The sequence below is a fragment of the Candidatus Pedobacter colombiensis genome (genome assembly GCA_029202485.1).
GTDB lineage: Bacteria > Bacteroidota > Bacteroidia > Sphingobacteriales > Sphingobacteriaceae > Pedobacter > Pedobacter colombiensis.
Genome location: CP119313.1, coordinates 498,152 through 515,074 on the forward strand (window position 1 = coordinate 498,152; position 16,923 = coordinate 515,074).

The following is a 16,923-nucleotide window of genomic DNA, read 5'->3' on the forward strand; positions in this document are numbered from 1 at the left end:
TTTATCCGATTACTTATGAGCGATTCTTTTAACTTTTATACCTTTTTGTCCCTATTTATCTGCCTGCTTATAGGTATGTTGTTTGCCTGGCTATTGTATGGTAAAACAAAAGAACTGGATAAAAAGCTGCGCTATGGATTGGCTGCTGCTCGTGCCATTGTTGTTACTACAATTGGATTTTTGTTGTGTTTTCCATTGATCAGGAGTATTTCTTATAATCCCGAGAAGCCCATTATTGTGATCGGGCAGGATAATTCGCTTTCTGTAGGTGATATTACGCCTGTGGGTTTTAATAAGTCGTTGTATGAAGAGCAAATGCAGCGCCTTGCAAGGGAACTATCAGAACAGTATGAAGTAAGGATTTATAATTTTAGTGATAGCATTAAATCGGGCTTTGATTTTTCTAATAGAGGTAAGCTGAGTAATGCGGCACAGCTGATTACAAAGTTGAATGACGAATATTTGAACAGGAATGTTGGTGCCGTTATTTTGGCTTCTGATGGGATCTTTAATCGTGGCGGAAGTCCGCTTTACGAGCTGAATAAATTAAAAGCTCCGGTTTACACAATTGCGCTTGGTGATACCGTTCCTAAAAAGGATTTATTGATTGCCAATATCAATCATAACAGTTTGGTTTATCTGGACAATGATTTTACGATTGAGGTGCAGGTGCAGGCTTTTGAGGCGCGAGGAGCTGAAAGTCAGCTCTCCGTGATCACTAATGGCAAAAAAGTTTATGAAGAGCGGGTGGTGGTTACTTCTGATGCCTTTGTTAAGCATATACCGGTTAAACTTAAAGCAACTGCTTTAGGCTTGCAGAAGTATACTGTGCAGCTAAGTCCTGTAGAGCATGAGGCTTCGGAAAAGAATAACGTTCAGCACATTTTTATTGATGTAATCGATGCGAAACAAAAAGTGCTTATTGCTGCCGCTGCGCCACATCCTGATATTACTGCTTTAAAGCAGGCCATTGCTCTTCATAAGAATTTTGAGGTAAAGGTTGCGGTCGGAGAAGAATTGAATGCCTTACATCCTGGAGATTATGGATTGGTTATCTTATATCAGCTGCCCTCTCTCGTCTATGATGCTTCGTCATTTATCAATAAATTGAGCGCTGTAAATGTCGCGGAATGGTATATATTAGGTGCTCAAAGTAATTTAAATGCATTTAATCAGCTGCAAAAACAAGTTCGGTTTAGCGGGAGCAACAATACTTTACAGGAGGCATTTAGTGATGTGAACTCCGCTTTTACTGCATTTGATCTGGATAAGGCAATGGCCAAACAGATTGCAGGTTTTGATCCTTTACAGGTTCCCTTTGGTAAAGCCATTATAAATGGGAGTAGCTCGGTTGTATTGAACCAACGCATAGGAAAAATCAGTACAGATTATCCACAGTTGTTTTTTACGGTGGATAATGGTAGAAAGACGGGCTTTTTAATAGGGGAGGGATTGTGGAGATGGAAGCTTTCTGAAGCTGGAGATACGCAGCAGGAGCCGATTGTTTTTAACAGTTTGATCTCTAAAGTTGTTCAGTACCTTTCTGTTAAAGATGATAAACGGAAATTTAAAGTATATGCGGCTAAAAATACTTTCGACGAAAATGAAAATATATTGCTCAATGTGGTACTGTATAATGACAGTTATGTCCCGGTAAATACTCCCGAAGTGAGCATTACTATTAAGAATGATGCTGGTAAGGTTTTTAAATTCCTTTTTTCCAGGACAGATGCGGCTTATCAGCTTGATGCAGGAACATTGCCTGCTGGTAATTATACCTATGTGGCAACAACGGCTCTGGGAAATAAAAATTATACTGCGCAAGGTGTTTTTTATGTGAATGCAATGGTTGCAGAATACCAACAGACGGTAGCTAATCATCAGTTGTTAAATACAATGTCGGCACAAACCGGTGGAAAAATGTATATGCCTCAGGATTTATTGAAATTGGTTGATGCAATCAAGTCGAATGATCAGATCAAAACATTAAGTTATGAAGATCGTAAGTACGAAGAATTAATTAACTTTAAGTGGCTGTTTGTGCTGATTATGGCATTGCTTACTATGGAATGGTTCTTCCGTAAAAGAAACGGCGAAATTTAACAACTAAAAGCTATGCAGATCAATACAATGGAAACCATTGAAACGCTGGGTACCGTCGCATTTGCGATATCGGGAACCTTTGCAGCTATGCAAAGAAGGTTAGATCCATTTGGAGTATTGATCATTGCTTTTGTAACTTCTATTGGGGGAGGTACGGTTAGGGATCTTTTACTGGGTGATACGCCGGTTGCATGGATGAGGGATGTGAATTATTGCCTGCTGATTTTATTGACCAGTATCGCTACCATATTTTTTAAAACTCATATTAAAAAGTTTAAGGTAACACTGTTTCTTTTCGATTCATTAGGGCTGGGCTTGTTTACAATGCTGGGTATTCAAAAAGGAATTATGTTTGGGCTAAGTCCGGGTATTTGTGTGGCGCTAGGCACCATTACCGGATGTTTTGGAGGGGTGATCAGAGATACCCTGTTAAATACCATTCCGTTAATTTTTCATAAGGAAATATATGCTACGGCTTGTATTTTAGGCGGTATCTTATTTTATGCTTTGAAATATTTTAATGTTACAGATAGTGGAGCTACAGTGATTGTAATCGCTTTTATCTTTATATTAAGAGTGGTTGTTGTCCGTTTTAAGCTAGCTTTACCTAAGTTTGGTTACTAATCTTTAGGAGCTTCTTTAATGATGACAAAGACATCTTCATTGTCTTTTTTCATAAAGTATTTCTCACGAGCGAATTTCTCAGCGGTGTTTAAATTGGTATTTAGCTCGTTTAAGTCTTTTTTTACCTGGGAGATCTCTTTCACATAGAAGTCTTTCTCTTCCTGAAGCTTGTTTACTTCAGATTTGAACTCATATTGAGAGATCATGTCATTTCTGTCGAAAAACAACATCCATACTATAAACGCTGCTACAGACAGAAAATATTTGTTGCGGACAAGTTCTAATATGCGTTTCATGGTATACAAAGATAAATAAAATTAAGTATTCACTTCAAATGTGGTTATTTGATTTTTAAAAACGACAGAAGGAACGGTATTTGATGGGGTTGAAAGAAATAGAAGATATATACTTATTCGTGATGTATAGAAAGATTTGTATAAGTTTTGACAGCTTAAGGCAAAAAATAAAAATCCGAACGTTATAAAATGTACTTTTAAATCAAAATACGCTTGTTAAGAATATTATAAATAACCCTCCCCGAATGGAAGAAAAAAAAGTATCTATTTCCGATATCGCGAAAGAATTGAACATATCCATCACCACGGTTTCATTTATTATAAATGGTAAAGCGAAAGAAAAAAGAATCAGTGATAGCTTAGTTGATCGGGTACTTAAGTTAGTTGAAGAGAAAAATTATCAACCAAATCAGCTTGCGAAAAGTTTACGTACCGGTAAAACCAATATCCTTGGACTTATGGTAGAAGATATCGCCAATCCTTTTTTTGCTAATGTAGCCCGATTGATTGAAGAGAATGCCTATAAGGAAGGATACAAAATATTGTACTGCAGTACAGAAAATAGTACAGAAAAAACGAAAGAGTTGATTAGGATGTTTATTGATCGCCGCATTGATGGTTATATCATTACTCCACCTAAAGGGATAAAAAAAGATATTCTTCTGCTCAACAAGGAGAATAGCCCCGTAGTTTTATTTGATCGGTATTACCCGGATTTGGAAGCAGATTATGTTGTCGTTGATAATTATGAGGGAACGAGTAAAGCCATAGAACATTTTATTGAACAAGGATTTAAAAATATAGCATTCGTCACGATTGAATCTGATCAGACGCAAATGCTAGATCGTTTAAGAGGATATCAAAATGTGATGGACAAGTATCATATTCCACAGATTATTGAACGAATACCCTATCAGGAAACATCCGGACAGGCGGTTAAACAAATTGTTGAACTCTTAAAAAGGAACAAAAAAATAGATGCTATATTTTTTGCCACAAATTATCTTGGCGTAAATGGTCTTGAAGCCTTAAAAAGTACTAAACTTAAAATAGGTAAAGATATTGGTGTGATTTCGTTTGATGATCATGATCTTTTCCGTTTGTATAATCCAACGATTACCGCAGTGGCCCAGCCTATAGAAGAAATATCCAAATTGGTAATTAGTATATTGTTGGGCAAGTTGTCCGGTCATCATAGAAATGGAGCTCAGGAAATTAACAGTTTACAAACCAGGTTGATTGTAAGAGAATCATCTTTGAGACTAACTAAATAAGCCTTGAATTTTAACGTAGCAACACATTTGTATATTTTTTCTATCCTGATTAAAATATTTTTTTGATAAAAGTTGCTAAAACGTTTTAGTTTGTTTTTATTTGTCTATTAATAATTAATAAACCAAATATAAAACCTTACTAATCCGAGCTATGACCAAAGCTAATTTTACAGAACGGAAGTTTCTTCTGGTGTTCATTTTTGTTGCCTCTTTATTCATGCTATGGGGGGTAGCCATAACCATGGGGGATGTATTAAACAAGCATTTCCAAAATGTATTACATGTTTCAAAATCTCAATCAGGATTGGTACAGTTCTCGATTTTTGGGGCTTATGCGATAATGGGTATTCCTGCAGGGCTGTTTATGAAGCGTTTTGGTTATAAAAAAGGAGTATTATTTGGCTTATTACTGTATGCTTGCGGGGCATTTATGTTTGTGCCTGCTGCAAATGCAGAGTCATTTTTGTTTTTTAGAATTGCCCTGTTTATCCTGGCATGCGGATTGGCTACTTTAGAAACTGTAGCACATCCTTTTGCCGCTGCGCTGGGCGACCAGCGTACCAGTGATCAGCGCTTAAATTTTTCGCAGGGATTTAATGGGTTGGGTGCTGTAATTGGCCCACTTGTTGGCGGATACTTTATTCTTCGTTCTGGTCAGGAGCACTCCAATGATTTGTATACAGTTAAAATCTTATACATTGTAATTGGTGTTGTCATTACTTGTATTGCTATTGCGTTTTCTTTTGTTAAGGTACCGCCTTTAACAGATCCCCATGTTGTTGACACTGATGCACAAGCTGTTGCTACTGACGTGGAAGATCTTAAAAAAACTAAAGGATTGTTTAAGCATAGACATTTTGTATGGGCTATTGTAGCACAGTTCTTTAATGTTGCTGCTCAAGGTGGAACCTGGGCCTTCTTTATCAACTATGGTCACGAAAAAATTGGACTTACAGACGAAAAAGCAGCTTATTATTTTGCATTCAGCATGGTAATGATGATGGCCGGACGCTTTATCAGTACTTTTTTAATGCGCTATATTGCCCCAAATAGGTTATTGGCATTTTATGCTTTGGCTAATATCGTTTTATGCGTTATCATAGCGCAAAGCTTCGGCCTGACATCCTTTATTGCCTTAATTATGCTCAACTTCTTTATGAGTATCATGTTTCCTACAATCTTTAGTCTGGGCCTGAAGGATCTTGGTAGACATACGCAGCAAGCCTCTTCGTTTATTGTAATGGGGGTAGTTGGGGGAGCTGTATTTCCACCAATAATGGGTTTGGTAGCAAATCACAATATTGCGGCGGCCTATTATTTACCTATCATTTGTTATCTCGTTATTTTCATGTTCGGATTTAAGTTTTATAAATCAGGTAAAGGAATTTAACAGCTGTTATCAGATACTTATAATTTAAAATAGATGAATGACTCAATTATCCTCGGTGTTGATATCGGAGGATCACATATTACAGCGGCTTTAGTCGATATGCAATCCAGAACTATACTTCCCGAATCTATGGTTCGGGAAGCCATTGATGCTTATTCAACCGCAACTGATATTATTGCGCAATGGAGTAAGATAATGAAAGCGTCTTTTAGCATTTCAAATACTTCGATGGGAAAAATAGGAATCGCTATGCCTGGGCCATTTGATTATGCCAAAGGTATTTGTCTGATTAAAGGGCAGGAAAAATATGAAGCGCTTTACGGATTAAATATCAAGGAAATGTTGGCGGAGAAGTTAGAAATCAGTCCGAATGATATTCTATTAATGAATGATGCCGCCTGTTTTTTACAGGGAGAGGTATTTAGTGGTGCTGCAACTGAATGCAGAAACGTGATTGGATTAACATTGGGAACCGGATTAGGCTCGGCAAGCTATCATGGTGAAGTAGCTGAGGATGCAGATCTTTGGAAAATGCCATTTAAAGATACTTATGCAGAAGAATACCTGTCTACACGCTGGTTTGTAAAACGTTATTATGAGCTAACAGCTATTGAGGTTAGTAATGTAAAAGAGTTGGCAGCATGTATTTCGGAGGATACTTCAGCTAAAGTCGTATTTGATGAATTTGGGCGTAATCTGGGGGATTTTTTGAACAGGTTTATAGAGCAGGAGAAAGCCGAATTGATTGTAATTGGGGGTAACATAGCCAAAGCTTTCGATCTTTTTATTGACGAGCTGTTGAAAGTTGTGGCTGTGAAATTTCCAGAGGTAGATGTGAAACTGGCTGATTTGGGAGAGCAGGCTCCACTTTTAGGTTCGGCAAGTTTATGGTTTGATTATCCTCTTGGTAATGGGAATAATGGCTTATTATACAGTGAATTGAATTGATGAATATTATTTTTTATATTTTTTGCTAAAACGATTTAGTTTATTATATTTGATTTAACCAAACTATATTAAACCAGATCCGGCCGGCAATAATAATATTGATTTTAAGGCAGACAGATATAAATAGAGACAAGCGAACCGGGGGATAGGTAAGCTTAAATAATTAAACCACTAATCAATTTAAAATATGGCAATTTTTACTTAGCATTCGGATAAGGGGAGCATTTTAGGCATTATGCAATTAGCCTGAATCTATTCCTGTTAGTCTAATCTTTTTTACTCAAAAAGCTGTGTTGTGATCATGGGTAGGTATTTCATTTGCCTGTCATAGCGCCTTATTGTGTGTTTTTAACCAAATATTATAAACCTGTAACTTTTTATGAGAAGAATATTAATTCTATTCTGTTTGCTCTCAATCCTTGCAATAGCAGGTTGCAAAAAGGAGCGCGAAAAATTTTATAGACTGCCCGATAATCTGGAGGGTGAAATTTATAAGCAGCTTAGTGCCGATGCACAATTTTCAACTTTTGTAGCAGCTATAGATAAAGTGCCCGGCTTAAAAGATGAATTAAGTTCATCAGGGCTATATACTGTATTTGCGCCAACTAATGATGCTTTTAATAAGTACTTTGAGGCCAATGGTAAATTCAAATCACTGGATGACATACCGGTTGTTGAACTTACGAAAATTATAAAGTTTCACATCCTCAAATGGATGATCTTTAGTTACCAGTTTCAAGCCCCAGGGCCAAGCAAAAATTCCTTTGACCTTTTTAGATATGAGACCAGAGCTTCGGTAGTTTATAAAGAATACTCGGATCTAAAAAAAAAGGATGTAAATATCTATTACGACAATAAAAATATACAGGTTTATACTGCCCCCTTTTTTGGTTACTATGGAGTAACGCCTGCTGATTATACTAGTGTTTACGGTAATGCAAGTGCAGTAAGCTCAGTATTTAATGTAATGGGCGCTTCGGTAGTCAAAACTGATATTGCTTCGGGTAATGGGGTTATTCATGCCATAGATAAAGTTTTGGTTACCCCTCAGAATATTGCACAGGAATTAGATACCGACCCTGAGTACAAGGACTATAATAAAATCCTGAAGCAGCGATTTCTTTCTTATGCATTTGACCTTAGTGGAACCAAATCTCAAGGTAATAACGGAGATGTAAATAATACCGGCGTATTGGATTCATTATTTAGAAGGGTGTATAGTTTCCTTCCCACATTGGATTATGAAAAGGGGGCTTCCTTAACGGCCTATGTGCCCACTGCAGATGCATTTAACAATTACCTGAACACAAAATTGTTGGCTAGCTATAGTAGTGTCAATGCCGTTCCTGATTATACGCTGGATTTATTATACAAAAGCCACTACTCAAATGTGATAAGCTGGCCATCTATGATCAGTAAGGGTTTAGCTGTGAATATTTTAGGTGATAAAGTTGTGCTTCCGGCAGGAAGTGTTTTAAAGACTAAAATGTTGAGTAATGGATTGTTTTATCAGGTCAACACGGTATTAGAGCCGGAAGCATTTCTTGCTGTACCGGGGCCTGTTTTCTTTGCCTCGGAGTATTCTTATATGGCCCAACTGCTAATTCAGAGTAAGTTGTATGCTTCGTTGGTGAGTAAAGAGTTGTCTTTAACTTTTTTAGCTCCCAATAATGTTGCCCTGGAGAAGGCCGGAATTAGGCCAAGTGCATTGAGCACAACTAAAAATCCAATTTTTGAAATTATAGATAAAGGATCAACGGTGGCAAGACCGATGACATTGGCAGATATCAATAACTGGGTAGGCAACAATATCATTTTAAAGGCCTTACCTGAAGGTGGATTTACCGATGGTTTTTATGATACGTTTAATGGAAGTAAAATTGAAATAAGGAGTGGAAAGGTTTATGGAGCGGATAAGACAGTTACACCGGTTCTGAGTCCAAAAAAGCAGATGTCCAATGGCTTCTTTTACGGAACAAACCTGGCTATAGTTCCGCCTTTAACGGCTGACACCTATCTGGTACAACAAGCAGAGTATGGCGAATTCTATAAATTGATACTTCAGGTATATCCAACTTTTGCAATAACCGGCTTCCCGTTTATTGATCAACTGCTGGGGAATAAATATACTTTTTTTGTTCCATCCAATACAGCCATTACAACGGCTAAAACACAGGGTAAAATTCCTGTTATTCCAGCCAGCACTGCGCCTACTTATGCTGCCAAGATTGAAGAAATGAAGCAGTTTATCAGGTATCACATTGTTAAAATACCTGCATTTACAGATGGGAAAACGATAGGCACATACAACAGCTGTATGGTAGATAAGGCATTGTCCAGTCCTGTTAAAGAGGTTAATGTTGCTGTTAAACTTGGTTTTTCTGCAGGAGCGATTAAGGTGACGGATAATAAAAACACCATATCCTCAACAACAAGCCCGACTAACCAGATCACAAAAGACGGTGTAATTCAGACGATTGATAAAGTTTTAGAATATTAAATAATGCTACACGAGACCTTAAAGAAATTTTTCAGGCTAACAATGGCTGTGCTTTTAATGTTAAGTGCTCAGCAGGTTATAGCGCAAACATCGCCTTCAATTGTGATCAGGGGACAGGTAAAGGATAAAAAGAATGAACCTATACCTGGTGCAAGCGTGATTGAGCAGGACAAAGATAACAGGCTTATCAATGGTACAAGTACCGATGTAAATGGTAATTATCAAATAAGAATCAGCAATGCTAATGCGACGCTGATTTGCAGATACATCGGGTCCAAACCCCAAACGATTAAAGTGAATGGCCGCCAGGTCATCAATATCACCCTTGAGGACGAGAATAATATGATGCAAGAAGTTGCCATTACTTCCAAAATGAAGAAGCCAACTGTAAATACTGGTTTTTTGGATGTTGATAAACGTGATATGGCCTCATCTGTTTCTTCTGTGAAGATGGCCGATCTGGAAAATCTACCTGCGGCTTCAATAGAAGATGTTTTGGAAGGAAGGGTTCCGGGATTAATGGTGACGATGTCTTCCGGAGATCCTGGTGCAGGAGCTGCAATACAACTTCGTGGTGCTTCATCATTGGGATTAAACACTAAACCATTGATTGTAGTAGATGGGATTCCATGGACAGATAACATTCCTGATAATGGCGATTTGTCGAGCCCACAGGGTTTAAGTAACCTTTTGAATATTTCTCCTACAGACATTGCTACGGTTGATATTTTAAAAGACGCTGCGGCTACTGCATTGTATGGTGCCGACGGTGCCAATGGGGTAATTGCTATCACCACCAAACGGGGGAGCAATATACGTCCGACAGTTTCAGCAACTTCTAAATTATCTTTAACACAGGCACCGAGAATGCTGCCTATGCTAAATGGGACTCAATACAAAACCATGGTTTTAGAGGCTTATCAAAACCGCTACAACATGACCACAACACCTACCAGTTTATTTTTAGAGCCGGGTAATGCAGACTATGAAAATTATAATAACAATACGAACTGGCCAAAGCAACTGATTAAAAATGGCTTTCAAAGTGATCAGAATATTTCAATCCGGGGTGGTGGTGATGCGACAGGTTATGCCATTAGCTTGGGGTATTTGGATGAGAAAGGAACCACCATTCGAACAGGTTTTAGGCGTGCAAATGGTAGATTGGCTTTTGATTATAAGGTTTCGAGTAAGCTCAAGTTTTTATCTGATGTAGCTTATACCAGCAGCACCAGAGACCAGAATATCCAGTTGGATAATATCGGTAATACCACAAAACCATCCTTGCTGGTTGTTGGGATTTACAAGGCTCCTGTAATTCCAGTTTTTGCTCAGGATCAATATGGAAATTCGACACATGAGTATTTTATTCAGCCTACAGGTTTTCAGGGTAATGTCGCAAATCCGGTAGCCGTGGCTAATCTTGCTTCGGCTAAAACGCAATCAGATTTACTAAACAGCAGTGTGCAGGCTCAATTTAGGCCATTAAATGATCCTAAAACACTGTATATACAAAGCGTAGTTTCCCTGCAATATGAAAATGCTAATTTTGACACCTTTCTACCACATTCGGCTACAGGTAAGGATTATACCAGAACCAATATACAAAGTGGTGTAAATACAGCTTATTCGGAACCAAAGTATGGACTTACGCTTTATCAGCGGAATTGGGCTACTTATTCTTTTAATAATGATAAAAACACTTTTTTAATTGGTGGTGGAACAATATACACCGAAAACAGGGCAAGGATTTTAAATCTGAAGGCTGATAATGTTGCTTCAGAATTTATTACTGACCCTTATTCAAGTCCGGCGATTCTGCAACAGGAATCTTCGAATGTATTTAAGCGAACTATTTCCCTTACAGGCCAGATGGTTTATATATATGGGGATCGTTATTCGGTACAGGCGGTAATTAGACGTGATGGTAGCTCTGCATTTGGAGGGAGCAACAGGTTCGGAACTTTTCCTTCGATTTCGGGTTTCTGGAGACCATCATCAGAACCTTTTATGAAGAAATTTACCTGGTTGGATGATATGAAAATCAGGGCTAGTTGGGGAATAACAGGGCGCGCTCCAGACATTTCGGCTTCAAATTCAGCAACCTTTAGTGCAAATGCGGCATACGGAGATCTTCAGGGGGTTACTCCGGATAACATTGATCTGGCAAATTTAAAATGGGAAAGAACTGAACAAGCCAATCTGGGATTGGACTTATCGATCTTTAAAAACAGGTTATCCATCACTACAGATGTTTACAACAACATTACCCGCGATTTGCTCTGGAACCGCCCCATTCCAAATAACTCCGGTTTCGAAAGTGTTTACCAGAATTTTGGAAGTATACAGAACCGTGGAATTGAGTTTGAAATTACAGGCATACCTCTTAAAACAAAGGATTGGATGTTAACAGTTTCATTTAATATTTATAAAAATGTGAGTAAAGTCCTTTCCCTACCTGACGGAAATGAGATATCCAAACAAAATACTATCGGAAATGGACAAATCATTCAAAGAATTAGAGTGGGTGATCCATTAGGTGCTTTCTATGGCTTTAAATATAAGGGAGTGTATGCAAGAGATGAAGATGCTTTTGTCAAAAATGCGGATGGCAGTTTCGTAACTGATTTGAATGGCCTAAAAATTCCAATAAGGTGGAACAACAAAGATGGTTATGCATTTCAAGGTGGTGATGCCATTTACGAAGACCTTAACCATGATGGTGTGATCAACTTACAAGATGTGACTAAAATTGGTAACTCCAGTCCTGATTTTGCTGGTGGATTAAATCTTAACCTTACTTATAAATCATTTACGTTAAACACACAATTTACATATCGCTATGGTAATGATGTGATTAATGTTGCCAAGATGAATACCACCAATATGTACAATGAGAACAATCAGACTACTGCTGTGATGAGGCGCTGGAGGAAACAGGGTGATGTTACAGACATCCCAAGAGCATTGTATGGAGCTGGTTACAATTGGGTAGGAAGCGACAGATATGTTGAAGATGGATCTTTTATTCGTTTATCAGCAATCTCATTGGGCTACAGGGTACCTGCAAAGGTCGTACAGCGCTTACGGATGAAAGGACTTAGCTTTTCCTTATCGGCTTCAAACCTGGCCATATTTACAAAATACAGTGGTATAGATCCTGAAGTGGGTACCAGCAGTAATACCGATCCATTTAAAGTTGGGCAGGACAACTCATTAACGCCACCAGCGAGCTATTATACATTCAATACCGTCATAAGTTTTTAATTATGAAAACAGATAAAATATACTTGTTCTTGCTCATCGCAGTATTTTCGATTCAGGCCATATCCTGTAATCGGATGCTTGACATCGCTCCGGAAAATAAGCTGACCAGAGAGAAATTCTGGCAAAAGAAGGAAGATGCAGTTTCTGCAATCATTGGAACTTATTCTACTCTCAGAAGTAATCAGGAAGCTTTTTTGTATTGGGGAGAGGTTCGAGGTGAACTGCTGAACTCCATTCCGGGAAAAGGGGCCGGTACTGATAAAGAATCGATTGATGTGTTTTTAATACAGCCATCAAATGTGATGAATAAGTACACCAACTTCTATAAAGTTATTAATCAGGCCAATTTGGTGATAAAAAATATACCAGGCATTGTAGCCAAGGATCCTTCTTTTAGCACAGAAAATGCAAATCAGATTATGGGAGAAGCTTATTTTTTAAGGGCATTCACCTATTTCTGGCTGGCTCGAACTTTTAAAGAAGTCCCTTTAATACTGGAGCCTTCAGAATCTGACGGACAAAATTATAATGTTATTAAATCACCCTTTGAGGTAATTATGACACAGGTATTGGCCGACATCAAACTCGCAGAGAATAGCTTGCCGGTTGCTTACGATTCCGATGTTCAGACCAAAGGAAGGGCAACCAGATATGCCGCTTATGCCTTTGAAGCAGATGTTGATTTGTGGCTGGGTAAGAATCAGGAGGCTATTGCGGCCTGTGATATGGTGATTAATTCTAAACAATTTGCTTTATTGACACCGACCAATTTAGGTAATCTTTTTACGCCTGGAAATACAGGAGAGTCTATCTGGGAGCTTCAATACAATAATTCTCTGAATCAAACCCATTCTTTGTATACATGGTTTAATAACAAACCATACTTTAGCGGAAATCCGGTGTTTAGCCTGTTCGATGATCCGGTTGATGCTAGAATAGTAACTTCTATTACGCCGGGGGGATCTGTTCAAAAATATAACATCAGTACCAATGATGCACATTGGATTTTTTACCGTTATGCTGATGTGATTTTAATGAAAGCTGAAGCACTGGCCCATCTGGTTCCGGATAATGTGGCTAATCTATCTCTGACTGTTAAAGAAATTAACAAGATCCGCTCCCGGGCGGGTATTGCCTTGATTCCTGTAATCAGCAATACGCAGCAGGCAGATGAGTTCCTATTGGATGAAAGAGGTCGTGAGCTTTGCTTTGAGGGGAAGCGTTGGTTTGATCTCGTTCGGTTTGCATCGAGAAATAACTTCGCCGGTAAAGATATGTTGATCAGTCGTATTGTCTCCGCTGTAAATGGGGTTGATCAGCTCGTGATCAGAACAAGAGTTGACAATCCTGAAAGCTGGTATCTTCCTTTACACGTAGATGCCCTTTCTTCCAATTCACTATTAGTTCAAAATCCTTACTATCAATAATTATGAAGCGGTTTATGAAAACAAAATGGAATATAATCCTTGTCCAATTATCTTTTTGGATAGGTTTAACGCTTTGGCTGGGTTCATGTAAAAATGAAGCCATATTATTAAAACCTGTTAAAGCAGATAGAGCAATTACGCAGATTCTTAAGGAGGATGATAAATATACAAGCCTTGTTCAAGCTTTAGACAGAGCCGGATTAAGTGGGTTATTAAATATTTATGGTTCCTATACCTTATTTGCGCCCAATAATGACGCTTTTAAAAAATACCTTCAGCGTAAGAATTTGAATAGTATAACCGATATCTCTGCAGATGCCCTAAAGAAAACTTTATTGTACCATCTGTACAGTAACCAGTATAATACCTCATCTTTCATTGCTGGTTCTTTGCCTGCACTTACCGCTTTGGGTGAGTATATCAGTATGGATATCTCAAAAGGGGTTTCGAATACGGTTTTGAATGGTTCCGTTAAAGTTAAAGAACTAAATGTTTCAGCGACGAATGGTGTAATCCATGAAATTGATGACATCCTTGAACCACCTGCTCAGACTACGATGGACTGGCTTAAAGCCCAGCCAAAATATTCCATTATTACCGAAGCTTTCCAGAAAACGGGAGTTGATGCTGTATTGAACCAGGTTTATGAGGATAACGATCCAACAAAAGCAAGAGTAAGATATACAGCCTTTCTGGAAACCGACTCCGTTCTGGCTTTATCGGGTATTAATTCTTTTGCGAAATTAGCTGCAAAGTATTCTAAGACGGGTAATTATACAAATCTGGAAGATTCGTTGAATATTTTTATGCGTTATCATTTGCTGAAGAAAAACCTTTTCATTTCAGATTTTAGGGATGATTACCTGGAATCTGTTCATGCTACAGATTTTATTACTTTTTCTACCAGCAATGGTATCTACCTTAATCCTCATTATGATTATAAAATAGTAGGCGGAGTAAAAACGGACTCTATTTTTGTTAAAACCGGGCTCTTACTCTCAAAAAGCAATACAATAACCAAAAACGGTGTGGTGCACTCGGTAAATAAATTGTTTTCTGTTTATTCGCCAACACCGCAGTATGTGATGGTATCCTTTATTAAGGATTGTACGCTTTGGCCAAACTGTAATGCAGCTACCGGATTTAAGACATTAGCGCAACAAGCACCCTTTCCATGGATTATCTGGTTCCCTTATGATGCAGATACCAGAACTGCAGCCAAGTCAAATCTGACCACTACTCCGCCCGGTATATTGCTTTCTGGACCAAGTTGCTTCAGAATGCAAATGTTGAGCACTACAGCATACATAGAACTGACTACACCTAAAATATTTAAAGGTACCTATGATGTACTGTATAATTGGGAGCGTGAAGCTAGTGAGCCAACAGTTCAGGTATATATTGATGGTGTAAAAGCAGGTGATCCAATTAACCAGGCGGTTACACTTCAGAATGGTATTAATTATCCAAATTATGCACAGCACATGTTGTTAACGACCTTAAAGTTTGACGACATCAGCGAACATAAAATAAAAATAGTTTGTGTTACTGCGGGAATTGGCTTTTTTGACGCCATTGAGTTCAGACCAAGATAATAAACCGATGATAGAAATTATACGCCTGTGTATTATGAAACCAGTCCATAAAAATAAGAGTCTTAAACTCCTCTCAATCTGTCTGCTGTTGCTGTTGTTCTCCTGCAAAAGTAAGTTTGATCAGCATTATGATATTCCTGATAACATTAAGGGAAATATATATGAGCAATTACAGGCCAACGCAGATTATTCTGAATTTGTGGCCATGCTTCAAAAAACAAATTATGATCAGGTCTTGAAGCTGAATAAGCAATACACCGTTTTTGCACCTAAAAACGGATCCTTTAGCAGCGTAGATTTGAATGATATAGAAAAGCTTAAGCAGTTGATCGCTATGCATATTGTCTATTCTCCAATCTACCAATCGGCAATGGACTCGAATTATGTAAAAACCGTCAATAATAAATATCTCAATATCAGCACACTCAACGGTAAACGTTTTGTAAATGGGATTAAACTAGGCGGGTTTGAACTAAAAGCAGCTAATGGGGTCATTTATGGTATCGAGGGTCCAATTCTTCCATTGCAGAATCTTTATGAAGTGATTGCTTCAAATCCTGATTATTCTTTATTTAAGGGATATATAAATCAGGCCAACGGTCGGGTATTTGATAAGGCAAATAGCACCAAAATCGGGGTCGACTCCCTGGCCAGACCAATCTATGATTCGATATTCGTTAATCAGAATTATTACCTCTCCAGTGCACTGATTAATGATGAATCCCGATTGTCTACGGTTTTTATTCCGACCAATACGCTGGTTAAAAAATTGATTTCGACCACACTTTTGGCCTCAGTTGGAAATGATCCTTCGAAGATTACACATGCTGATAGCATAAACTTTTACACCAATTTATTTAAACATGTGGTGGTATCAGGGAAAGCTTATACTTCTGCTCAACTTGCCGGTATTCCATCATTAAGGAGTGTATTGGGAACTAGTTATGTGGTAAATGCGAGTCAGTTTCAGAAAGTAGATCAACAGGCCAGCAATGGGATTTATTACGAACTTAAAGACATCACTGCACCTGAATTCTTATTCCAGAAATCGTATAAAATAACCGCCCGTAATGTGGACACCTTAAACCTGGTTACGTTGGAAGGAACTACAATTAGCAGTAGGGCCACACCTGTTTCAGGAACTTATGCAGCACAGGTGATGAAATTGAATTTTGTAAAAGTGGGTAATGCAGCGAGTTTTAAAATACCGAAGGTTGCTCCGGGGTATTACAATGTTGTACTTAATGTCGCCATTGATGCCAATAGTGGGTTGTTTAATGTAGCTTATAACAACCAGGTATTTAATGCCGTGGAGATCAACGCATCGGATATGCAACCGCTGGTGAAACAAAATATGCTTATTGGGAAAATACGGGTGTTGGCTTTTGGGGATGTACAGCTTAGGTTTATTTGTACGGGGAGTAGTACCAGAACTGCGGGCAAGTTTGAACTGAATATGGATCAGATTGTATTAAGCCCCATTATAGCCCCTTAGCTGT

General features: G+C 38.2%; 11 protein-coding genes. 10 read left to right on the forward strand and 1 reads right to left on the reverse strand.

What is annotated here, in order from left to right:
- Positions 1-15: 15 nt before the first annotated feature.
- On the forward strand, positions 16-2,103 hold the full coding sequence (locus P0Y49_02155) for a hypothetical protein (GenBank protein ID WEK19955.1): 2,088 nt from the start codon (positions 16-18) through the stop codon (positions 2,101-2,103).
- Between the two features lie 12 nt (positions 2,104-2,115).
- Positions 2,116-2,727, forward strand: a complete 612-nt coding sequence (locus P0Y49_02160; GenBank protein WEK19956.1) for a trimeric intracellular cation channel family protein — start codon at positions 2,116-2,118, stop codon at positions 2,725-2,727.
- Here P0Y49_02160 and P0Y49_02165 read toward each other — a convergent pair.
- Positions 2,724-3,023 carry a septum formation initiator family protein gene (locus tag P0Y49_02165; protein WEK19957.1) on the reverse strand — a complete coding sequence of 100 codons (300 nt, stop codon included), beginning with the start codon at positions 3,021-3,023 and terminating at the stop codon, positions 2,724-2,726. The genes P0Y49_02160 and P0Y49_02165 overlap by 4 nt on opposite strands.
- A gap of 245 nt (positions 3,024-3,268) precedes the next feature.
- Between P0Y49_02165 and P0Y49_02170 the strand changes: the two genes are divergently transcribed.
- The 8 genes from P0Y49_02170 to P0Y49_02205 all read left to right on the forward strand — a co-directional run bounded on the left by P0Y49_02170 (position 3,269) and on the right by P0Y49_02205 (position 16,919).
- Positions 3,269-4,297, forward strand: a complete 1,029-nt coding sequence (locus tag P0Y49_02170; GenBank protein WEK19958.1) for a substrate-binding domain-containing protein — start codon at positions 3,269-3,271, stop codon at positions 4,295-4,297.
- Between the two features lie 151 nt (positions 4,298-4,448).
- Positions 4,449-5,687 carry an L-fucose:H+ symporter permease gene (gene fucP / locus P0Y49_02175; GenBank protein ID WEK19959.1) on the forward strand — a complete coding sequence of 413 codons (1,239 nt, stop codon included), beginning with the start codon at positions 4,449-4,451 and terminating at the stop codon, positions 5,685-5,687.
- A gap of 33 nt (positions 5,688-5,720) precedes the next feature.
- Complete coding sequence (locus P0Y49_02180) at positions 5,721-6,635, forward strand: ROK family protein (protein WEK19960.1); 915 nt, start codon at positions 5,721-5,723, stop codon at positions 6,633-6,635.
- 379 nt (positions 6,636-7,014) lie between these two features.
- Positions 7,015-9,135: a fasciclin domain-containing protein gene (locus P0Y49_02185; protein ID WEK19961.1), complete on the forward strand. Its 2,121-nt coding sequence runs from the start codon at positions 7,015-7,017 to the stop codon at positions 9,133-9,135.
- 3 nt (positions 9,136-9,138) lie between these two features.
- A complete protein-coding gene (locus P0Y49_02190) occupies positions 9,139-12,402 on the forward strand; it encodes a SusC/RagA family TonB-linked outer membrane protein (GenBank protein WEK19962.1) in 3,264 nt (1,087 codons plus the stop codon).
- A gap of 2 nt (positions 12,403-12,404) precedes the next feature.
- Positions 12,405-13,829: a RagB/SusD family nutrient uptake outer membrane protein gene (locus tag P0Y49_02195; protein ID WEK19963.1), complete on the forward strand. Its 1,425-nt coding sequence runs from the start codon at positions 12,405-12,407 to the stop codon at positions 13,827-13,829.
- Between the two features lie 14 nt (positions 13,830-13,843).
- Complete coding sequence (locus tag P0Y49_02200) at positions 13,844-15,424, forward strand: fasciclin domain-containing protein (GenBank protein WEK19964.1); 1,581 nt, start codon at positions 13,844-13,846, stop codon at positions 15,422-15,424.
- A gap of 34 nt (positions 15,425-15,458) precedes the next feature.
- Complete coding sequence (locus P0Y49_02205; GenBank protein ID WEK19965.1) at positions 15,459-16,919, forward strand: fasciclin domain-containing protein; 1,461 nt, start codon at positions 15,459-15,461, stop codon at positions 16,917-16,919.
- The last annotated feature ends 4 nt before the right edge of the window (positions 16,920-16,923 follow it).